Origin of the sequence: Pusillimonas sp. DMV24BSW_D, assembly GCF_011388195.1 — a bacterium.
Classification (GTDB): Bacteria; Pseudomonadota; Gammaproteobacteria; order Burkholderiales; family Burkholderiaceae_B; genus Neopusillimonas; species Neopusillimonas aestuarii.
The window spans coordinates 1,264,183-1,285,176 of sequence record NZ_CP049990.1; the positions used below are offsets into that span (position 1 = coordinate 1,264,183).

Annotated in this window: 22 protein-coding genes and 1 tRNA gene; 15 read left to right on the forward strand and 8 right to left on the reverse strand. The window is 53.5% G+C overall.

Features of this window, described 5'->3' with window-relative positions:
* Window positions 1–38: 38 nt before the first annotated feature.
* The 6 genes from G9Q38_RS06115 (at window position 39) to erpA (ending at window position 4,580) form a co-directional block, all read left to right on the forward strand.
* Entirely contained in the window at window positions 39–1,142 is a 1,104-nt protein-coding gene (locus G9Q38_RS06115) for a TRAP transporter substrate-binding protein (RefSeq protein ID WP_166128909.1), read from the forward strand.
* A gap of 106 nt (window positions 1,143–1,248) precedes the next feature.
* Window positions 1,249–1,677: a 50S ribosomal protein L13 gene (gene rplM, locus G9Q38_RS06120; protein WP_166128911.1), complete on the forward strand. Its 429-nt coding sequence runs from the start codon at window positions 1,249–1,251 to the stop codon at window positions 1,675–1,677.
* Window positions 1,678–1,686: 9 nt separating this feature from the next.
* Window positions 1,687–2,079, forward strand: coding sequence for a 30S ribosomal protein S9 (gene rpsI, locus G9Q38_RS06125; protein WP_114421238.1), 393 nt, complete (start codon window positions 1,687–1,689; stop codon window positions 2,077–2,079).
* A 183-nt stretch (window positions 2,080–2,262) separates the two neighbouring features.
* Window positions 2,263–3,321 carry an N-acetyl-gamma-glutamyl-phosphate reductase gene (argC, locus tag G9Q38_RS06130; protein WP_166128914.1) on the forward strand — a complete coding sequence of 353 codons (1,059 nt, stop codon included), beginning with the start codon at window positions 2,263–2,265 and terminating at the stop codon, window positions 3,319–3,321.
* 75 nt (window positions 3,322–3,396) lie between these two features.
* Entirely contained in the window at window positions 3,397–4,164 is a 768-nt protein-coding gene (locus G9Q38_RS06135; protein WP_166128916.1) for a DUF6776 family protein, read from the forward strand.
* Between the two features lie 47 nt (window positions 4,165–4,211).
* Window positions 4,212–4,580 carry an iron-sulfur cluster insertion protein ErpA gene (gene erpA / locus G9Q38_RS06140; protein WP_114421370.1) on the forward strand — a complete coding sequence of 123 codons (369 nt, stop codon included), beginning with the start codon at window positions 4,212–4,214 and terminating at the stop codon, window positions 4,578–4,580.
* Window positions 4,581–4,595: 15 nt separating this feature from the next.
* Here the strand turns inward: erpA and G9Q38_RS06145 are convergent, their stop codons facing one another.
* Together G9Q38_RS06145 and G9Q38_RS06150 are read right to left on the reverse strand one after the other, a co-directional pair.
* Window positions 4,596–5,714: an anhydro-N-acetylmuramic acid kinase gene (locus tag G9Q38_RS06145; protein ID WP_166132331.1), complete on the reverse strand. Its 1,119-nt coding sequence runs from the start codon at window positions 5,712–5,714 to the stop codon at window positions 4,596–4,598.
* A 12-nt stretch (window positions 5,715–5,726) separates the two neighbouring features.
* Window positions 5,727–7,319, reverse strand: coding sequence for a M23 family metallopeptidase (locus G9Q38_RS06150; protein WP_370523885.1), 1,593 nt, complete (start codon window positions 7,317–7,319; stop codon window positions 5,727–5,729).
* Between the two features lie 46 nt (window positions 7,320–7,365).
* On the opposite strand from G9Q38_RS06150, the gene tyrS reads away from it, so the two are divergent.
* The 7 genes from tyrS (at window position 7,366) to G9Q38_RS06185 (ending at window position 13,105) form a co-directional block, all read left to right on the forward strand.
* Window positions 7,366–8,592, forward strand: coding sequence for a tyrosine--tRNA ligase (gene tyrS, locus G9Q38_RS06155; protein ID WP_166128918.1), 1,227 nt, complete (start codon window positions 7,366–7,368; stop codon window positions 8,590–8,592).
* Between the two features lie 33 nt (window positions 8,593–8,625).
* Entirely contained in the window at window positions 8,626–9,264 is a 639-nt protein-coding gene (locus G9Q38_RS06160) for a YbhB/YbcL family Raf kinase inhibitor-like protein (RefSeq protein WP_114421235.1), read from the forward strand.
* 67 nt (window positions 9,265–9,331) lie between these two features.
* Window positions 9,332–10,576 (forward strand): serine hydroxymethyltransferase, encoded by a 1,245-nt coding sequence (gene glyA, locus G9Q38_RS06165; protein ID WP_166128921.1) that lies wholly within the window; start codon window positions 9,332–9,334, stop codon window positions 10,574–10,576.
* Window positions 10,577–10,629: 53 nt separating this feature from the next.
* The gene (gene nrdR / locus G9Q38_RS06170; RefSeq protein ID WP_166128923.1) at window positions 10,630–11,079 is read left to right on the forward strand and encodes a transcriptional regulator NrdR; all 450 of its coding nucleotides are present in this window, start codon (window positions 10,630–10,632) and stop codon (window positions 11,077–11,079) included.
* Window positions 11,080–11,099: 20 nt separating this feature from the next.
* Window positions 11,100–12,272 (forward strand): bifunctional diaminohydroxyphosphoribosylaminopyrimidine deaminase/5-amino-6-(5-phosphoribosylamino)uracil reductase RibD, encoded by a 1,173-nt coding sequence (gene ribD, locus G9Q38_RS06175; RefSeq protein WP_228276208.1) that lies wholly within the window; start codon window positions 11,100–11,102, stop codon window positions 12,270–12,272.
* Window positions 12,273–12,324: 52 nt separating this feature from the next.
* Window positions 12,325–12,951 (forward strand): riboflavin synthase, encoded by a 627-nt coding sequence (locus G9Q38_RS06180; protein WP_166128926.1) that lies wholly within the window; start codon window positions 12,325–12,327, stop codon window positions 12,949–12,951.
* A 63-nt stretch (window positions 12,952–13,014) separates the two neighbouring features.
* Window positions 13,015–13,105, forward strand: a tRNA-Ser gene (locus G9Q38_RS06185).
* Between the two features lie 71 nt (window positions 13,106–13,176).
* Here G9Q38_RS06185 and G9Q38_RS06190 read toward each other — a convergent pair.
* The 5 genes from G9Q38_RS06190 to G9Q38_RS06210 are packed head-to-tail and all read right to left on the reverse strand — an operon-like array spanning window position 13,177 to window position 18,258.
* Window positions 13,177–14,469, reverse strand: coding sequence for a TRAP transporter large permease (locus G9Q38_RS06190; RefSeq protein WP_166128929.1), 1,293 nt, complete (start codon window positions 14,467–14,469; stop codon window positions 13,177–13,179).
* Entirely contained in the window at window positions 14,466–14,969 is a 504-nt protein-coding gene (locus G9Q38_RS06195) for a TRAP transporter small permease (protein ID WP_166128932.1), read from the reverse strand. Before G9Q38_RS06195 ends, G9Q38_RS06190 begins: the two co-directional genes overlap by 4 nt.
* A gap of 17 nt (window positions 14,970–14,986) precedes the next feature.
* A complete protein-coding gene (dctP, locus tag G9Q38_RS06200; RefSeq protein ID WP_166128934.1) occupies window positions 14,987–16,006 on the reverse strand; it encodes a TRAP transporter substrate-binding protein DctP in 1,020 nt (339 codons plus the stop codon).
* Between the two features lie 46 nt (window positions 16,007–16,052).
* Window positions 16,053–16,553 carry a cupin domain-containing protein gene (locus G9Q38_RS06205; protein ID WP_166128937.1) on the reverse strand — a complete coding sequence of 167 codons (501 nt, stop codon included), beginning with the start codon at window positions 16,551–16,553 and terminating at the stop codon, window positions 16,053–16,055.
* Window positions 16,554–16,569: 16 nt separating this feature from the next.
* Window positions 16,570–18,258 (reverse strand): alkaline phosphatase family protein, encoded by a 1,689-nt coding sequence (locus tag G9Q38_RS06210; protein ID WP_166128940.1) that lies wholly within the window; start codon window positions 18,256–18,258, stop codon window positions 16,570–16,572.
* A 131-nt stretch (window positions 18,259–18,389) separates the two neighbouring features.
* Between G9Q38_RS06210 and G9Q38_RS06215 the strand changes: the two genes are divergently transcribed.
* The gene (locus G9Q38_RS06215) at window positions 18,390–19,301 is read left to right on the forward strand and encodes a LysR substrate-binding domain-containing protein (RefSeq protein ID WP_166128943.1); all 912 of its coding nucleotides are present in this window, start codon (window positions 18,390–18,392) and stop codon (window positions 19,299–19,301) included.
* Window positions 19,302–19,305: 4 nt separating this feature from the next.
* A complete protein-coding gene (locus G9Q38_RS06220) occupies window positions 19,306–19,881 on the forward strand; it encodes a tRNA-uridine aminocarboxypropyltransferase (RefSeq protein ID WP_166128946.1) in 576 nt (191 codons plus the stop codon).
* Window positions 19,882–19,894: 13 nt separating this feature from the next.
* Here the strand turns inward: G9Q38_RS06220 and dctP (G9Q38_RS06225) are convergent, their stop codons facing one another.
* The gene (dctP, locus tag G9Q38_RS06225) at window positions 19,895–20,917 is read right to left on the reverse strand and encodes a TRAP transporter substrate-binding protein DctP (protein WP_166128948.1); all 1,023 of its coding nucleotides are present in this window, start codon (window positions 20,915–20,917) and stop codon (window positions 19,895–19,897) included.
* Between the last annotated feature and the right edge of the window lie 77 nt (window positions 20,918–20,994).

The window sequence follows — 20,994 nt, forward strand, 5'->3', positions numbered from 1 at the left end:
GCCATTCATCGTCGTTTATTTTTCGGAGAATAATCAAAATGAAACGTCGTGCTTTTCTGAGTAAGGCAGGGTTAGGTGCAGTGGCAGGCACAGCCGCCATTGCAGCGCCGGCGGTGGCGCAGCAGAACCCCAAAATCAGTTGGAAAATGGCGTCAACCTATGGGCCGAGTTTGCCGCCTTTGTTCGGGTCGGCTGAAGTTTTTTGCAAAATGATTGAAGAGGCCTCCGGGGGGCAGTTCACTATACGCTTGTATCCCGGCGGCGAGGTCGTACCGGGTTTTGGTGTGCTCGATGCCGTTGGCAATCGTACCGTCGATTGTGGTCAATCCGCCTCTTATTACTATTACGGGAAAGACCCTACGCTTTGTTTCGATACGGCTGTTCCATTTGGCTTGAATGCACGCCAAATGAACGCCTGGATGGATCAGGGTGATGGCCTGAAGCTTATGCGTGAGGTTTTTGCGCCACGGCATATCGTGAATTTCCCCATGGGAAATACCGGCACCCAAATGGGCGGATGGTACCGAAAGGAAATCAAGTCGGTGGCCGACCTGAAAGGTTTGAAAATGCGTACGGCCGGTTTTGCCGGCGAAGTGTTGTCACGTGTGGGCGTTATTCCGCAGCAAATCTCGCCGGGCGACATTTACCCCTCGCTTGAAAAGGGGGCGCTTGATGCCGTCGAGTTCGTGGGTCCGTTGGATGATGAAAAGTTGAGTTTGCAACGCGTAGCCAAGTATTACTATTACCCCGGCTGGTGGGAAGGCTCCGCCCAGGTGTCGTTATATGTGAACGAGAAAGCGTATGCAGAATTGCCTAAGCAATATCAATCGTTGATTGCACTGGCTTCGCGTTATGCCGGCCAGCAATTATTAACCGATTACGACGCACACAACGCGAATGCTTTGCGGCGCCTGGTGGCGAGTGGGGCTGAGTTGCGGGCTTTCCCTGTTGAGGTGCTCGATGCGTGTTACGACGCAGCGCAGGAAGTGTATGCCGAATTTAATGCCAAGTATCCGCAGTTCAAAAAGGTGTATGACAATTACATGGGCTTTAGAGATCAAACCATTCCCTGGTTCAGGCTGGCTGAGGGCAGTTACGATAGTTACCTGAGCCGCGCGCTGAACCGGGCAAAGCAGCAATAGTTACGCAAAAACAATAATTTATGCTATGATTGTGGGCTTTTCTAGGTAAGGGTACGGGCGAGGAACAACGCTTTGACCCAGTTTTTTTATTTTTTTAGGAACCATCATGAAGACCTTCGTGGCCAAGCCGCATGAAGTCAAACGTGACTGGTACGTGATTGATGCCAAGGGTAAAGTCCTTGGGCGTGTAGCCAGCGAAGTTGCACGTCGCCTGCGCGGCAAGCACAAACCAGAATTCACACCACACGTTGACACAGGCGATTACATCGTCATTATTAACGCAGCCGATATTGTCGTTACCGGTAACAAGGCGTTCGACAAGCGCTACTATCGTCACTCGGGTTATCCCGGCGGCATTACCGAAACCAATTTCGAGAAAATGCAGCAGCGTTTCCCCGGTCGTGCTCTCCAGAAAGCCGTGAAAGGCATGTTGCCTAAAGGTCCTCTGGGTTACGCCATGGCCAAGAAACTCAAGATTTACGCCGGCGCCGAGCACCCCCATTCTGCTCAGCAGCCTAAACCGCTCGAAATCTAAGGACAGGTCATGATCGGTAATTGGAATTATGGAACCGGGCGCCGCAAAACGTCAGTCGCTCGTGTGTTCTTGAAAAAAGGTTCAGGCAACATCGTTGTCAACGGTAAGCCTGTTGATGAATACTTCGCTCGTGAAACCGGCCGCATGGTCGTGCGTCAGCCGCTCGAGCTTACCAACCATCTCGAATCGTTCGATTTTCACATCAACGTGCATGGTGGCGGTGAGAACGGCCAGGCAGGCGCGGTGCGTCATGGTATTACACGTGCGCTCATCGACTACGATGAAACGCTGAAGCCGGTGCTTAAGCAGGCCGGGTTGGTAACACGCGATGCGCGTGAAGTTGAACGTAAGAAAGTGGGCTTCCACAAAGCCCGCCGTCGCAAGCAGTTCAGCAAGCGTTAATTTTCGTGGTGCCTTCAGGGCGGCCCTCCGGCCTCCCAATACAAAAGCCCTGGCGCCGCCGGGGCTTTTGGCATTCTGGCCTGGGCGGGTTGATGCAGGGGTAGGCTGAAAATGTCGCGGTGGTTTTTAGATTGGGTTTACGTCGTTGCATAATGGCGTTATTGTCTTTTTTTGGGGTTCAGCATGTCAGCAGTTAACGGCAAAAAAATCAAAGTGGGTATTGTTGGTGGTACAGGCTACACCGGCGTTGAGTTGCTGCGTTTGTTATCTTGCCACCCCAATGCTGAGCTCACTGCAATTACGTCGCGCAAAGAGGAAGGAATGCCGGTCGCGCAGATGTACCCTAACTTGCGTGGCCATGTTGACCTTTGCTTTACCACCCCTGAAACATCGCCGCTTGAGCAGTGTGACGTTGTCTTTTTTGCCACACCCCATGGGGTTGCCATGGAGCAGGCCCAAAGCTTGCTGGATCATGGCGTCCGTATTATCGACCTTGCCGCCGATTTTCGTTTGCAAGACACGGTTGCATTCGAGCAGTGGTACAACATGCCCCACACATGCCCTGACATTCTTGCCGAATCGGTGTACGGTTTGGTAGAGTTAAATCGCGATAAAATTGCCAATGCGCGGGTCGTTGGCAATCCTGGTTGCTATCCCACGACCGTAGTGCTCGGGCTTTTGCCGTTGTTGCGCCGGCAGGGCTTAATCGACCCTTCCTACATTATTGCCGATTGCAAATCGGGTGTGTCCGGCGCAGGGCGCAAGGCTTCGGTGCCTACTTTGTTTTCGGAAGCCAGCGATAATTTCAAGGCTTACGGCGTAGGCGGGCATCGTCATCACCCCGAAATCACCGAACAGCTTGAAGGGATTGCCGGGGGCGCCGTGCAGCTTACTTTCCTGCCGCATCTGGTACCCATGATACGGGGTATGTTTTCAACAATTTACGTGCGTGTGCAGCCCGACGCTCAGAGCACAGACTTCCAGGCCTTGTACGAGCAACACTATGCTGGTGAGCCCTTTGTTGATGTCATGCCGGCCGGTAGCGCGCCGGAAACGCGTTCGGTGCGCGCTTCGAACCAGCTTCGAATTGCGCTGCAGCGTCCGAATCCTGGCCAGCTTATTATTTTGGTCGTGCAGGATAACCTTGTGAAAGGGGCATCCGGGCAGGCGGTTCAGAATATGAATCTCATGTTTGGTTTGCCTGAAACAACGGGTTTGGGCCTGGTGGCAGTTTTGCCTTAGTAATGTGGCCGGCGCATAGCGTGTTTAAGCAGGATTGGGCCGGAACTCTTTGTTCTTTTGGCGGTCGAAATTCGCATGGGTAGCAATCAATCAAACGCTGCGGGGAAACGTCGGCCCGCCAAACGGTGGGCGTTTTGGCAGCGTGTCACATGGGTGCTGGTTTGGGTGGTTGCCATGGGGTTGGGTTTTGCTGCGGGTCAGCATATTCAGTTGGGCCAGGCTGCCAAGCAGTACGCTAACCTTCAAACCGATTTCGATGTCACAGTTGCCCAACTGCGTTACGACATGTCCAAGTTGGCCGCCGAGAAAGAGGCATTGCAAAGCCGGTTGTCGGTAGAGCAGAGTACACGTCGTAGCCTGGAAGAATCGATTCAGCGTGCTCAGGGCGACTTGGCCAAAGCGAATGAACGGTTGGCTTTTTACGATCAGCTCTTGCCGCCTGGGCCGTCCGGTTCGGTGAGTATTCGAGCGCTTAGTATCCAGCCGAACGGCGCATTTCTGGCGTATCGTGTACTGTTAACACGCAACGCGCAGCCAGGCAGTGAGTTTAATGGCCATGTTGAGTTTGTGGCTAATGGAGAAAAAAATGGTGAAAGCGTTAAAATAACGTTAAACCCAGCAACCGGTCAGGCTGGTGAAGGGTCGGTCGCGGCAAGTGCTGCGCAGCCTCTTCCCGTAAGCTTCGACCAGTTCCAGCGTTTGGAAGGCTTGTTAAGTATGCCGGAAGGTTTAAGTCTTACCTCTGTTACGCTGAATATTATTGAAGAAGGGGCGGTTCGGGTTTCCCGGTCTGTTAACTTTTCCGGCCCCGATGCCTCATCCGAAACCGATGAAACTTCATGATAAGTTCATGAATGATTAACGCGGCACGTGCCGCACTGGAGTATCAAATGAGCAATGTGACTGAATCCGTCGATTTGCAAACCCCGCCACCACCTTTGGTGTTTACAGACGCAGCTGCAGCCAAGGTAAAAGATCTGTTGGCTGAAGAAGGTAACCCCGAACTCAAGTTGCGGGTTTTCGTGCAGGGCGGTGGGTGCTCGGGCTTCCAGTATGGGTTTACGTTCGATGAAGTCATTAACGAAGATGACACCGCAATCGACAAGGAAGGCGTGCAGTTATTAATCGACCCCATGAGCTTCCAGTATTTGTTTGGCGCCGAAATCGATTACAAAGACGATCTCGAAGGGGCTCAGTTTGTGATTCGCAATCCGAATGCCACATCAACTTGTGGCTGTGGCTCTTCGTTTGCGGCCTAAGTCAGGCAGGTTGCGTTAAGCGTAGTAGCGGCAGCCCAGAATAGTGGAGTGGCGCGCGCCCGTTACGTCGGGTAAAGCGGCTTTGTGGCCTGTGTCATAGGCCCAAGCCAGCCATGCAAAAGCCAGAGCCTCTACATGTTGCGCATCTATGCCCAGTTCCGAGGTGCTTCGAACTGGGCATTTTAATTGGGCTTGTAATACCTGCATCAGCGTGTCATTTAAGGCGCCGCCTCCACACACTAATACCTCTTGCGTGGCGGATGCGTAACACTCAATGGAAGTGGCGACGGTTTTTGCTGTTAGAGCCAACAATGTGGCCTGAACATCGACTGGGCGCAAAGAAACGTTACTGTTTGAGCCCGCCCATTCTTCCAGCCGCTGGGTAAGCCAGTTTGCGTTAAACAAATCACGGCCGGTTGATTTCGGCGGTGCTTTCGTAAACCACGGCTCGCTACTTATTAAGTATTCAAGCAGATCGTTCGATGCAATGCCTTGCGCCGCCCACGCCCCATGGGCGTCGAAAGGTTGTTTCATATGGCGCTCACACCAATAGTCCATTAAGACATTGGCGGGCCCCGTGTCGAAGCCTGTTACGGGTTTGCCCGGGTGTAGTCGAGTGATATTGGCGATGCCCCCCAGATTAACGATTGTGCGTCGGGTGGCATTCGAAAGTAGCGCCTGATGGAAGGCGGGAACCAGTGGTGCTCCATGCCCGCCCGCAGCAATATCACGAGAGCGGAAGTCGGCAATGACATCGATATCTGTTGCTTCAGCCAGATGGGCGGGAGCGTTGAGCTGGATTGTGAAGCCCAAGTCGGGTCGGTGTCGCACGGTTTGCCCATGGGCGCCAATTGCGCGGATGTCGGTTGCGGTGAAATGTGTCGCCTGCAATAGTTGTACGCACGCGGTGTGGTAAAGCTTTGCTAACGCCAGGCCTGCTTCAGCCGCCCGATGCAGTTCATTGTCTCCGGGGGAGTTAAGCGCAAGCAGTGTGGTGCGAAGGCTGGGCGGCATGGCCAGCGCAATTGCTTTGATGAGCTTGGGTTGGGAGGGGTTGGCGAAATCCGCCAGCACCGCATCGACGCCGTCGGTGCTGGTGCCGGACATTAGGCCAATATACAAATGCCCGGCCACCGGTTTCAAACCTTAGTTATTTCCAGCTTGGGCAACCTGCACTTCGCTGTCGATACCGCTTTGCCCTGCGTCTTGCAGTGCGGCCAGTAAAGTGAAGTGGTTGCGATAGTTATCCAGCGTCGACTGGAACGCCGCCATTTGAGTTTTGGTAAGTGCTTCAGCAACGGGAAGGTCGATGGATAAGGGATCAACCGGTTTGCCGTTCACACGAAACTCGTAGTGAAGGTGCGGCCCGGTGGCCCAACCGGTAGAGCCCACATAGCCAATCAGTTGGCCCTGTTCAACGCGCGTACCCTTGCGAACACCTTTGGCAATACGGTGCTGGTGGGCGTAATACGTTGTGATATTGTTTTTGTGCTTCAGAATAATAATGTTGCCAAAGCCGCGCTGTTTGCCGGCAAACTGCACAACACCGTCGGCGGTGGCATGGATGGGGGTTCCGGTGGGCGCGGCGTAATCGACCCCATTGTGGCTGCGCCAGCTACCGTGAATGGGGTGGCGTCGCTTGCCGAAATTGGAACTGACGCGTGAAAACTTCAGTGCGTTGCGCAAGAATGCGCCTTTCAGGCTTTTGCCGTCGAAATCATAGTAGCCCCCCGAGCCATTTTCGGGTTCGAACCAAATGGCGTCATAGGTTTTTTTGCCGTTGTTGAATTCCAGCGCCAAAATACGACCGGAGCCCACTTCCTTGCCTTGATGAGAATGGGTTTCATACACCAGACGGAAACGATCGCCTTTACGCAGGTCGCGAATAAAGTCGATTTTGCTGCCCAGAATTTCGGCCATTTGGAATGTGATGGCATCGGGAATGTCGGCGGCATCGGTTGCGCCAAACAGCGATGAAACAATTTCCCCTTCCGCAATTCGCATTTGGGTTTCGGTGGCTTCCGCCAGTTCAAGGGCCACAAAGCCGTTGTCGTTGTCGGGGCGGATTTCCAGCCATTTTGAAACGAACTCACCGTTGTCTTTGGTGCCTGGAGTGTGGTAGTAACGCAGCCATTTCATGCTGCCATCGGCATTCAGCGCAGCCTGTACCGTACGCCCGGGATACAGCTTGTAAATAGAGCGTGCATCTTTGTTCTGGATAAGGAACTGCTGCAGGTTGGCTTCCTGAACATTCAGGCGTTGCAGTAAAGCAGCCAAGGTATCGCCCGGTTGAATGCGGGTTTCATCGATAAAAGGCGCTGAATTGGCAATTTGGCCGGGCTCAGGGAAAGGGGAGGGGAGGCTGAGCGTTTCGCGGGCTTGATATACTGGCGGCGTTGATTCGCTGATAGGCTTCACGACGGCCAGTGCCCCGGCGGCGGCAAAAAGGCCTAGTGCTACAAGCACAAGGCCACCGGTAATGTAATGATGCGTGGGTTTGTCTGCGTGCTTTCTGGGCATATTCGGCTTCAGGTAAGGTTTGTTCCAGCGCAAGGTGCGCGAATCAAAGCTTAAAATAGGTATTAATGCAGTTTGCAAACCCTGCAAGAAAGCTTGCGGGCCAAGAAAATAGGGAGCTCGCAACAGAGCCTCAACTGGGTGCTTGGCCAGCAATAGAAAGAGCGTGGTGGGTTTGCAACGGATGCGTGTTGTATTAACACGATATCCTATCGCATTCACTTGCTTTTTTCGAGTATTTTTTTGCAAATTTTTTTACGGTAACGTCATGTCATCCTCAGAAGTCACTTTATCCCCTGAATTAGAAGAAGATTTGCGCGTAGTTAAGCGAGGATGCGATGAGTTGCTGGTAGAAAGCGAATTTGTAAAAAAGATGGCACGCAGCCGTGAAACGGGCCGGCCATTGCGGATCAAGTTAGGCCTGGACCCCACCGCACCGGATATCCACCTGGGCCATACGGTGGTATTGAATAAACTCCGCCAGTTGCAAGACTTGGGGCACACCGTTATTTTTCTGATTGGCGACTTTACGTCCATGATTGGCGATCCCAGCGGTCGCAATGCCACCCGCCCGCCGTTAACGGCCGAGCAAATTCAGGAAAACGCCCAAACTTATTATGCCCAGGCCAGCCTGGTGCTGGATCCCGAACGCACGGAAGTTCGCTACAACTCTGAATGGTGCGATCCGTTGGGTGCGCGCGGCATGATTCAGCTTGCCTCGCGCTATACCGTGGCCCGGATGATGGAGCGAGAAGACTTCACCCGGCGGTTCAAATCGGGAATTCCCATTTCTGTGCACGAATTCCTGTACCCGCTGATGCAGGGCTATGATTCGGTGGCGTTGAAGGCAGATCTGGAATTGGGTGGCACCGATCAGAAATTCAACCTGCTGGTGGGCCGCGAGTTACAGAAGGAGTATGGGCAAGAGGCCCAATGCATTCTTACCATGCCTTTGCTGGAAGGAACCGATGGTGTAGACAAGATGTCGAAGTCCAAAGGGAACTACATTGGTATTTCCGAATCACCCGATTCCATGTTCGGCAAACTTATGTCGATTTCCGACACCCTTATGTGGCGTTATTTTGAATTATTGTCTTTCCGCTCTGAAGACGAAATCAGTTTGTTGCAGAAACAGGTTGAAGAAGGCGCCAATCCGCGCAATATAAAGGTGATGCTCGCGCAGGAAATTGTGACCCGTTTTCACACGCAAAATGATGCGCACGAAGCGCTCGCCCGCTTTGAGGCGCGGTTTCGAGACGGCGCCATACCCGACGATATGCCGGAAGTAAGCCTGGATGGGGCCCCCAAAGGTATTTTGAAGGTATTGCGTGAAGCCGGTTTGGTGGCATCGGGGTCAGAGGCCCAGCGCAATGTTGAGCAAGGCGGCGTGAAGGTTGAGGGGAGCCGTGTAGAAGACAAAGCATTACAGCTGAACGCCGGTACATATGTTATTCAAGTAGGTAAGCGTAAGTTCGCACGCGTTACCCTGGCTTAATCTGAAGCAAGGTATAAAAGCAAGGAGGTTTGCATGAAACTGAGCAGCACATCATTTGCCGATCAAAAGTGGATTCCCGAGCGTTACGCCTTTTGCAAGGTCGATAGCAACGCCCCCATTGCACTTTCCGACAACGTCAATCCGCAGTTGGCGTGGGCCGATGTGCCTGAAGGGACACGTTCTTTTGTTTTAATTTGTCATGACCCCGACGTACCCAGCAAACCCGACGACGTCAATCAGGAAGGCCGCGAAGTGCCGGCCGATTTGCCCCGCGTTGATTTCTACCATTGGGTGTTGGTGGATATTGCTTCGAACGTACGCGAAATTAAAGAGGGGGAGTATTGCGACAGCATTACTCCGCGCGGTAAGGGCGGCCCCGTGGCGCCGAACAATACACGTCAGGGTACCAATAACTACACGCAATGGTTCGCTGAAGACCGTGACATGAATGGCGACTACTTTGGTTACGACGGCCCTTGCCCGCCCTGGAACGATGCTATTGTGCATCGTTACGTTTTTACCGTGTACGCGCTCGATATCGAAACTGTTCCGGTTGATAACGCTTTTACCGGTCCCGACGTTCTTCAGGCCATTGAGGGCCATGTGCTTGGCAAAGCCAGCGTCACAGGTCTGTACAGCCTGAACCCGAAGTTACGTGATGCGGCGGCTTAAAGCCAAACCACGGTACAATTTCGGCTTTTACTGATCGCAATTTATTGCGCGCCTTTAGGATTGATTCATGTTTGACCGCTCCCGTACGCTTGATCAAGTTGACCCCGATTTGTGGGCCGCGATTCAGAAAGAGAATGTTCGTCAGGAACAGCATATCGAGCTGATCGCTTCCGAGAATTACACCAGCCCGGCCGTCATGCAGGCGCAGGGCTCGCAGCTGACCAACAAGTATGCTGAAGGCTATCCGGGCAAGCGCTATTACGGCGGTTGCGAGTATGTAGACATCGTGGAGCAAATGGCGATTGACCGCCTTAAGGCGCTGTTTGGCGCGGAAGCGGCAAACGTACAGCCCAATTCCGGCTCGCAGGCCAACCAGGGTGTGTACATGGCGGTGCTTAAACCCGGTGATACCGTGCTGGGTATGAATTTGGCTGAAGGGGGCCATTTAACGCATGGCTCACCGGTGAATGCGTCGGGCAAGCTGTATAACTTCATTCCTTATGGTTTGAATGAAAAAGAGGAAATCGACTACGACAAGCTGGAAGCGCTGGCCAAAGAACATAAACCCAAGTTGCTCGTTGGTGGTGCGTCGGCTTATGCTTTGCGTATCGATTTCGAGCGCATGGCGCGCATCGCACACGACAACGGTGCCTTGTTTATGGTCGACATTGCCCATTACGCTGGTTTGGTAGCCGGGGGCGCGTATCCCAACCCGTGCCCTCATGCCGACTTCGTCACCTCAACCACGCACAAATCGCTGCGCGGCCCAAGAGGCGGCGTCATTATGATGAAGGCCGAGTACGAAAAAATCATCAATTCGGCCATTTTTCCCGGCATTCAAGGCGGTCCGCTGATGCACGTTATTGCCGGTAAGGCAGTGGCTTTTCAGGAAGCCTTGCAACCGGAATTCAAAACGTATGCCGCCCAGGTTGTAAAGAATGCGGATGTGCTGGCGAAAACGCTGGTGGAACGTGGCCTGCGCATTGTGTCGGGCCGTACCGAAAGCCATGTCATGCTGGTTGATTTGCGTGCCAAAGGCATTACCGGCAAGCTGGCTGAAGCGGCTTTGGGCGAAGCACATATTACGGTTAACAAGAATGCCATTCCGAACGATCCGGAAAAACCTTTTGTAACCAGCGGCATTCGCTTGGGGACACCGGCGATGACCACCCGTGGTTTCAAAGAGGCCGAAGCCGAACTCACCGGCCATTTAATTGCTGATGTGCTCGACAACCCCGAAAATGAAACCGTTATTTCCGACGTGCGTGCCCGTGTGAACGAGCTTACCGCGCGTTTGCCGGTTTATCGTTAAATCTTATTAAGGAAAGGTCGGCTTGTTGCGGGTAGGGCAAGTCGTTACACACCATGAAATGCCCGTTCTGTCACAGCGCCGACACACAGGTTATTGACTCCCGTGTTTCGGAAGAAGGCGACACCATTCGTCGGCGTCGCCGTTGTTCGGCCTGTGACCGTCGTTTTACCACTTATGAGCGGGTGGAACTCACCATGCCGGCTGTTGTTAAACGCAATGGTACGCGGTCGGAGTTCGATCTTGACAAGCTGCGGGCCAGTTTGAAGCTGGCGTTACGCAAACGGCCGGTTAGCACCGAACAGGTAGATGCCGCAGTTGCACGTATTGAAGAGTCTTTGCTAACCAGTGGTAAACGCGAGGTGCCTTCAGGCTTTGTAGGTGAACTGGTCATGAATGAACTGATTAAATTAGACCAGGTTGCTTATGTACGCTTTGCGTCGGTGTACAAAAGCTTTGAAGACATTAACGAGTTCGTAAAAGCCATTGATGAAATCAAAGGCTAATTCCGGTACCGTCTTGCACTATGGTTGAGCCTTCCCTTACCGTACATCAGGCCCCCGCCGGCGCCGACGACGCCTATTGGATGCGGCTGGCTATTGAGCTAAGCCGTGAAGTGTTGTACTTAACCGCCCCCAATCCGCGTGTGGCGTGTTTAATTGTTAAAGACAATCAGTTGCTTGCTGCGGGTGTGACGCAGCAGGCCGGTGGACCCCATGCAGAGGTCATGGCGTTGCGTCAGGCGCAAACACGCGGGCACAGCGTGGCCGGCACCACTATTTACGTTACGCTGGAACCCTGCAGTCATTATGGTCGTACCCCGCCTTGTGTCGATGCGCTTATTCAGGCTCAACCGGCGCGCGTGGTTGTGGCCATGCCCGACCCCAACCCGCTGGTGGCGGGACAGGGCTTTGGTCGCTTGCGTGAAGCGGGCATACAGGTGCAAGCGCCTATATGCGTAGAACGGGCACTTGAAGTGAACCCAGGGTTCGTCTCGCGTATGACGCGCAAGACGCCTTGGGTATGGTTGAAGTCGGCCGTCTCGATAGACGGGCAAATTGCTTTGGCCAACGGATTGTCGCAATGGATTACCGGGCCGCAGGCACGGGCCGACGGCCACCATTGGCGTGCGCGAAGTAGCGTGGTGTTAACCGGCTTGCGCACCGTGCTGGCTGACGACCCGCAAATGACAGTGCGCGCTGTTGAAACCCCACGTCAACCCATACGCGCGGTTGTGGATACCCGTTTCGAAATACCCGAAACGGCCCGTATTCTGAACGGTTCACCCACCTGGATTTTTACGTGTGACCACGATGCCGACAAGGCGCAGCGTTTAGCCGAGCGGCAAGTGCAAACTGTTGTGATGCCCGAGCGTGACGGCCGTGTCGATTTGGCCGCTGTGCTGCAATGGATGGGGCATAACGACGTGAATGAAGTGCATGTGGAAGGGGGTGCCAGTTTGCATGGTGCGTTGCTGGAAGCCGGGTTGGTTGATGAGTTGCTGGTGTACATGGCACCTAAAATTCTGGGGGCCGGACGGGGAATGTTCACCATTCCCATGCGTCAATCGTTAACCGATCAAGATGATTTCCGATTTGTAGAGCAGGCGGTGCTGGGTGACGACATCCGTCTGCGCTTGCGACACCAGGGACACTGGCAGGCCTTGGTGCATAGCGTTTCCCAAGTGCCACAAACTTAAATTAACCGAAGAGCTAACAACACAGTTTCGTTAGCAGGTAACAGGAGTAGTTATGTTTACAGGCATTGTGGCTGCTGTTGGGGCCATTACGAAAGTAACCCCATTGCAGGAAGGTAATGAGAATGCCGGTGTACGGTTAACCATTGCGACCGGCGGCTTGCCGCTGCAAGACACCAAGCTGGGCGATTCGATTGCCATTCAAGGCGCCTGCATGACGGTGGTGTCTTTCGCCGAGAGTAGCTTCGACGTAGATGTGTCTCGTGAAAGTTTGAATAAAACAGCCGGGCTGGACAAACCGGGTGAAGTGAACCTGGAACATGCCCTGCGCGTGGGCGATTCGTTGGACGGCCACCTAGTGTCCGGCCATGTAGACGGCCTGGGCACTGTGGCAAAGTTTTCCCCGGTAGGGGAGTCGTGGGACTTGCGCATTGACGTACCCCCGCACCTGGCAAAGTATTTAGCCTATAAAGGTTCAATTACCGTTAACGGCGTCAGCTTAACGGTAAACAGCGTGCAAGACGACGCCCAGGGCGGGTGCCAGATCAGTATTAATTTAATTCCGCACACGGTACAGGTCACCACTTTAAAGCACTTGAAACCGGGCCACTCGGTGAACCTGGAAGTGGATACCATTGCCCGTTATGTTGAGCGGATGCTAAGCGTTCAGAAGGCCGGCTGATGCAGCAGAAGCCATTTTTCTGTTAGAATGGCGGACTTCACTTTGGTGGTTGATAGTGAAAAAGGACAGGTGGCCGAGTGGTTGAAGGCGCACGCCTGGAAAGCGTGTATACGTTCAAAGCGTATCGGGGGTTCGAATCCCCCTCTGTCCGCCAGGATGCAAGCCCTTGGTTCTTTGGAACCAAGGGCTTTTTTTATCCTACCTATAGGCTGGGCTGTTCCCACCCTAAAACCAGCGCAGCAGAAACACGCCGATAATAGGGAACGCAATAAATACGCCAACCCCGACCATATTTGCCGCCACGAAAGGCATGCTGCCTTTGAAAATCGTGCGAATTGGTACATCCGGATTCATCGTTTTCACCGTGAAAACATTCATGCCGACCGGAGGTGTTAACAGGCCGATTTCAATCATCATCACCACAAAAATACCAAACCAAATCGGGTGGATGCCGACAGACGTTGCAATGGCATGAAAAATAGGCGCAGTCAGAATCAGCAGACTCAGGCTTTCCATTAGTGCACCCAATACCAGGTAGATCACCATCATCATCAACAGCAATCCAAGCGTGCCCATATTCTGTTGCTGAAGCATGTCGATCAACGCTGCGGTAAGGCCGGATAACGTGATGAAGTTTGCGAACACGAATGCACCGAACACAATGGTGAAGATCATCGCGGTGGTACGGGCCGTGTCTTTCAGGCATTCGAACAGGGTCGGCCAGGTCATTTTGCGTCTGAGCAAGCCGATTAATAAGGCGCCGCTTGCCCCGATACCGGCCGATTCGGTTGCCGTGAAAATCCCGGCGTACAAACCACCAATAATAGCGACGAACAATACAAGAACCATCCACACACTTTTCAACGACGCGAACCGTTCTTGCCAGCTTTTGCGCTCTCCGGTGGGCCCCCATTCCGGACGCAGCGTAACAACGCCGACAACCGCAATAACAAACAGCAGAGCCAGCATCAGGCCTGGCACAATGGCGGCAATAAACAGCTGCCGAATGTCGGTGTTGGTTAACAGCCCGTAAACCACCAACGGTACAGAAGGCGGTATTAAAACGCCAAGCACGCCCGCCGAGGCGACGGAGCCGCACGACAGCGCATCGTGGTAACCCAGGCGGCGCATGGGAGGAATAGCTACCTTGCTCATGGTGGCGGCCGTGGCAATAGAGCTGCCCGAGATCGCAGCGAATATCGCGCACGCTGCAACCGTTGCATGCGCCAAACCGCCTCGAAGATGACCTAGCCAGGCATTGGCCGCTTTGTACAAATCTTCCGACAGGTCCGACTTGTGTACGAACAAGCCCATTAAAATAAACATGGGCAGAACGGCCATGCCGTCGTTGGCAGATGCATCGACAACCTGTTGTGCCAGCATGGAATAAGCCGACTCGAAGCTGCCGCGCAGCAGCGCAAAGCCAACCGTGCCAACGATTAACATTGCGAAAGCAAGCGGTACCCCCGCGAACGCCAACAAAAACAGGATGCCGAAGCCAATCAGAGATGCAATCATTGGGGGACCTCCGTTGGCGTTGCGACGGCCCGCATGGCTTCAATGGTGCGCACGCCGGCAACGACAACGGACACCGCCGAGAAAATCGACATTGCATAGGCCAGAGGCGCCATGTTTAAGTCGAGTACGATTGTTGCGGTGTTGTTTCCTGCGTATTCACCGGCCTGTACCCACAATCGCCAGGCGATAACAGCCAGCGCAACGCCACTAAGCAGTTCAGCCGGCACTTGTAAACAGGCTTTCCTGCGGTTGCTGACACCACTGGTAAAAAGGTCAACGGTTATGTGGCCACCGGCGTGGGTCACCAGCGGCAGGGCGGTAAAAATGGCCATTGCCATCGCGAACTGGATCATTTCCGAAGCGCCCGGAATCGGATGAGCGAAAACATATCGGGCAAATACGTCGGAAAACGTCAGTACAACAATTAATGCCAAAGGCAATGCACTGACGTAACCCAAGACGCGAGCAAAATAGCTGAAACCAAATGCTCTTGTAGTCATGGTCGTATCCGGTAGGTTTACTGCGCGTTCGCTTTGGCTTCCTGCTCGTAGAACTTAAGCGCAGCCTCACCGTCGACGTCCAGCTCAGCGGCTGCCGTTATCCAGTCACCGCGCAACTTCTTGCCGTACGTACGAAAAGCAGTCATCAGGCTTTCGTCTGCTTCCATGAACGGTACGCCTTGGTTTGCAACATCTTTGCGTAACTGGGCTTCCAGTTGGTCAATGGCTTCCAGACGAGCGGCAAAAGCCTCGCCGGATAAGTCCATGACAATCTTGCGATCGGCCTCGGAAATGGCTTGCCAGCGTTTTTTGTTGACGAACAACGCGAAGCTGGGCGCCGACATTTGCCCCGGTATGTCGGTAACGGCTTTGGCGTATTGGGCGGTATGGAATGCGGTGGCGCTATAGAGCGGATAGCCCGCAAACGCGTCGACCGTGCCACCCGAGATAATTTCGTAACTGCGGGCGGCCGGCGCAACCACGACTCCCGCGCCTGTTTTGGTTAGCATGTCGGCGACATTACCGGCAACAGAATAAATTTTGATGCCGTCAAGGTCGGCCGTGGACTTGACGGGGTCACTCATTCCGTAAATAGGCCCGCCCGGAAAAGTGAAAAGCGACAGCAACTGAACGTCTTTATATTCGTTGGCCTTGGCAAAGTATTTTTCGTAGGTGCGCCATAGGGCAATGGAGCTGCCCTTCGCATTAACATTAATGAATGGCAGATGCGCGATTTGGGAAAGCTTTACCCTGCCTTGCAGAAAGCCGTGGTACATGTAGGCGCCGTCAAAAACCCCTTTTTCAACCGCATCCATCTGCGCCTGAGGTGAGGCCATACTGGCCGGGGCGAATTCAATTTTGACACGCCCATCGGTTGCCTTGATGACGTCCTCCGCCCAAGGTTTCAACACCAGGGTGTTGAATGGGTCTTGCGGCGCCATGAACATATTAAACAGCAGTTTGGTTTCCGCTTGAGCGGCCGTTCCGACAGCGGCGAGTGCCAGCACGCCTGCACCCAGCAAGTTCTTGATATTCATGATTTGTCTCCTTTGGTGTTTGTAGATTTTGAAACTGCTTTGGCAGTTATTCGGCAGGGTTTTGCTCTGCTCTTGTTTTGGCAGCCGACGAGACAGGCGGCGCGAATATAACGTCGTAGTCACGCGCGATTCGAGTCGCCTCTGCCGGGTTGGTTACGTTGTGCAGCCGCTGATACAGCTCTAGCAATTTTCCGGCCGGGGCGGCCCAGAACAGGGCTGTGACGGCTTCGCCTGAGTTATTAAAGAAGGCATGGGGCAAGCCTCGTGGCATGCGCACCAGGTCACCACTGGAGGCTGTTCTTTTTTTGCCGTCCAAAAGCAGGTCGATACGGCCGTCAATAACAAAAATATATTCGTCCTGAAACGGGTGCGTATGCGGTGGAACAAACGTTTCAATGGGAAACGTTGCATGCCACGCGATGCTCTCTTCACTCACTTGTTTAGGTACATAAACTTGTCCCATTACATTCCAGGCCACACCATCCAGGCCAACATTGGCCGGGGTGATATCGGGGATTTCAAGGGTGGTGGATGAAGTCTCAATCATGATGAATGGCTCCTGGTTATGCCGTCAGGCGGTCTAAAGTGGATTTCACCAAGGGGTTGGTGGAAGCAAATCTGGGCTTGAAGCCTTGTCGAGCGGTTACCAACTCTTCTTCATCCCAGTAGCCAATCAAGATGCCCCCTTCTGAAATACGAGGCTGTACCTCGACCGACTCGATCGCTTCGTCGGTAACGGTGACGCGTTGACGCGGTGCCCTGGCCCACTGGAACAGCGCTTCGTGAAGCCGCGCACGCGCTTCAATGTGTTCGTGCTCTTGTGATTCACCCAAATCGTGAAATTCGTTGGGGTCGCTTTGCAGGTCAAAAAGCATCGGACGATAGTTTTCAAACAACACGTATTTCCAGCGCCCATCAAAAATCATGCGCATCCACGCCTGGCGCGCCTTCGTGTTTAGTTCAATACGAGAATCCTGGAAGGCGTAGTCGTATTCGCAAATGACTGTCTGACGCCAGTCTTTTGGTTGCTCGCCAAAAAGCAGGGGGCGCAACGAACGTCCATCCATAATGTGGGGCACGGCGGGGCCGCCGTAAGCATCGAGAAAAGTGGGGGCCAAATCCACCGCTTCTACCAGTGCTTTATTGCGCGTGTTTCGGGTGCAATCGGCCCTGGGGTCGGGGTCGTACACAATCAGCGGCACGCGAATCACCGGTTCGTGGAAAAGGTCTTTTTCACCCATCCAATGATCGCCCATGTAATCGCCATGGTCTGAAGTAAAGACGATCATGGTGTTGTCCATCAGGCCGCGCTCTTCCATGAATGAGAACAGCAGACCCAACTGGTCGTCGATTTGCTTAATGAGGCCCATGTAACCGCAAAGCACCGTTTCGCGTACCTCGTCGCGCGAGAATGTCTGTGAAACCCGATGGCGCATCATGGCTTCATAAACAGGGTGGGGGTTGTGTTTTTCTTCTTCCGAGCGCACCACCGGCAAGGCATCCGACGGCTTGAACATGCCGGCATAGGGCTCGGGCGCAATATAAGGCCAATGCGGCTTGATGTAAGACAAGTGCATGCACCACGGCCGATTACCGGCTTCGTCGATAAAGTCCATGGCGCGCCGGGTAATGTAAGGCGTTTCTGAGTGTTCGTCGGGTATGCGGGCCGCCTTGTTGGAATATTTCAGAAACCAGCCCGATCGGATATTCCCTTCATCATCGACGGTTGCGTTTGCCCACTCTTCCCAGGGGTTATCACCCTCAAAACCTTGATCCCTTAGATATTGGTTATAGGCAGGTTCGGGGTCATGACCTGAATAGGGGTGGATCCCGTCGTCTCGCTCGTAGGGGTCGAAACCACATTCGCCAATGCGGCGTCCGATTTTCGAGTTCGGGTCAATGCCCAATCTGGCCATGCCGGAAAGGTCGGCCCTCATGTGGGTTTTACCCACAATGGCCGACTGCACGCCAAGTGGACGCAGGTGATCACCTATTGTCATTTCGCCGACTTTAAGCGGAACAAAATTCCAGCTGGCACCGTGTGAATGAACATACCGACCGGTGTAATAGCTCATGCGGGATGGGCCGCAGACCGGCGATTGCACATAGGCGCGCTCAAACAAAACGCCTTTTGCGGCCAGTGCGTCGAGATTGGGGGTTTTCAAGGTGGGATGGCCAAAGCACGACAGATAATCGGCGCGCAGTTGGTCACACATAATGAAGAGGATGTTCTTCACTTTGCGCTTACTCATGTCTCCTCCTGATGCTTGTGTCATGGGGATTAATCATTCTGTAAACCAATTCTAGGGAGCAGACATTTATTCGAGTAGTGCTTTCTTTTCATGTCGATTACCATTGGTTATCGCATGAATGGAGTTAACGTATGCGTCTACAACAACTTGAACTCTTGGTTACCCTGGCCGAGCAGGGTAGTCTTCGGGCTGCGGCGGAAGTGCTGAACATCACTCAACCAGCCCTAAGCAAGTCACTACGCCGACTGGAAGAAGAGTTTGGTGCCGCGTTGGTGCAGCGCAGTGCCAAAGGGGTTCGGCTGACGCAGGTTGGCGAGCTTCTGGCCGCCCGGGCGGTCACCGTTATACGGGAAGTGGCACGCGCGCATGAAGACGTTTCCTCACACCTGGGGAATACAACCGGTCGGGTTACGGTTGGGTTATCACCCGCTGTAGCGGTGCTTTTTTCGCCGGGGGCGGTAGCGCGCTTTCGCAGGCGCTGGCCCCGCGCCAGGGTTTGCATCCGCGATGTTTTGTATCCGCAGGCGTTGCATCAGCTGCGGCGTGGTGATTTGGACTTTGTCTTAGGGCCTGTGCCGGCAACCGGGGTTGGGGCCGACCTGCTTTGTCAGGTACTGTTTCACAGCCAGGAAGTGATTGGAGCAAGACGAGGTCACCCGCTGGCCAAGGTGCGTAAATTGAAGGATTTGTCTGATGCTTCATGGATACTGGTGGGGCCGGCGCGCGGGCCGGGCGACCCCCAGCATCTGCACCTGGAAGAGCGCGGCATGCCACCACCCAAGGTGCCTCTTGAATGTGAATCTTTCTTTTCTCTGCTTAGTCTGATGCCGACACAAGACGTCATTGGCATTATGCCGCGCAGTTTTCTTAACCGTCACGGTCGCCGGGCCGGGCTGGTGTCTCTACCGATTGAGGATCCTTTGCCCATCACCACTATTTATGCGGTCTCGCGCAGCGACGCGCCCCTAAGCCTGCCGGCACAAGACCTGCTTGAGGCTTTCATGCAAGAGGCCCGCGAGGTTGTGAATAGCCAATTAAAATAAACTCATGTCTCGCGTCAATTGCCCACAATGTCGGCGTCCCGAACCATACTGCGTTTGCAAGTACATAGCAAAAGTACCCAGCACCACGCGGGTACTAATTTTGCAGCACCCTGAAGAAGACCGGCACCCGTTTAATACGGGTCGTCTGGCTGCTTTGGGCATACAAAATTGTGATCTTTGGGTGGGTGAACAATTTCCTGGTCTTAGCGAAAAACTGGCCGAGTTTTCATCTGTGTATTTGCTGTTTCCCGGCGAATCGGCAAAAACGCCGCAGACGTTGGCTGAACACGTAGCCGACAAGCCAACGTTATTAATAGTGCCCGATGGAACTTGGCGTAAAGCCCGCAAAATTGTTTATGCAAACCCGGCGCTTGAAAGTTTGCCGCGCGTTGCGTTGGGGTTGGGTAACCCCTCGCGTTATCGCATTCGCAAAGCGCCAAAACCCGAAGCCGTTGCGACCATTGAGGCGATTGTGCGCACCTTGGAAGTTTGGGAGCCCGAGCGTGATTTCTCGCCGGTGCTAAAACCATTTGAAGTGCTGGTGGAACAGCAGCTCGTTTATACTCAGGCTCCTTTTTAATGAGTCGGGTTAGTTATTTAATTGATTCCGATTCTTTAATAAAGTCTTCCAGCATGGCATCAACATTCACGCCAAGTCGTTCACCCTCTTTACGCATGGCGTCAAACTGAGGTTGTGCCGCAGCTTGCATCTTCTTATAGAAGTCAGGGTTTGCAGGAACAATTTCTACGCCATTCTTTTTCATTTCGTCGAGCGCCGCCTGCATTTCCTTGTTGCTGGCAGCGCCGGCCATCGCAGCAAAATGTTCGCCGGAAACCGACATAATTGCTTCTTTGTTTTTGTCGCTCAGCGTGTTCCATTTTTCTTGATTCATGAAAACCGAGAAGCTGGTGGATGTGACGGAACGGGGGAACCACGTAATGGTTTTGGTGTAGGGCCCAGCTTTGAAATCACGTGCAATTTCAGGAGCAATACCCATGTAGCCAGAAACAATTTTTCGGGATACCATTTCTCCTACTTGAACGGCTGGAGTGGCCACGGGACTCATGCCTAACGTTTTCAGTAAGTCGGCGGGTGGGCCCGGTAATGCCCACATTTTCCGGGACTTCAGCTCTTTGATGTCGTTGATTTTCGTGTCGGTGATACTGGCCAACTGCCCGCCTTCCCAATGAAACAACGTGAGCAAATGCGCATCGGGAAAGGGCGCTTTGGGTTCAATATGTTTTTTGTAAACACGCCATAGGGCAATCGAGGCATTTTCCGACTTATCAACCAGCCAGGGCAACATGGTTGCTTGCAACAACGGTGCTTTATTTTTCAGGAAGATATTGGCGATAAACGCAATATCGAACACACCGGATTTTACTGCTTCAAGTTGCTCCGGCGGTGGGGCCATGTTGCCCGCGGTGAACTGAATTGTCACTTCGCCGTTGGTGGCGGCCTTGACCTCTTCAGCCCATTGCGCAGTTACTTCGTGAAAGTTGTTCGAGCGTGGAACAAACACGTTGAACAGAAGGGTTGTCTCGGCCTTGAGCGGGGTCATGCCGGCGGTAAACCAAAGCGCCAGTGCAACTGCAATTCTCTTAATAAGCATCATGTCTCCTTTTCCACACTAATACGGTGGTTTGTTTACGTATACATGCTAAGTCACCTTGCTGCGACAGCAAGGACAAT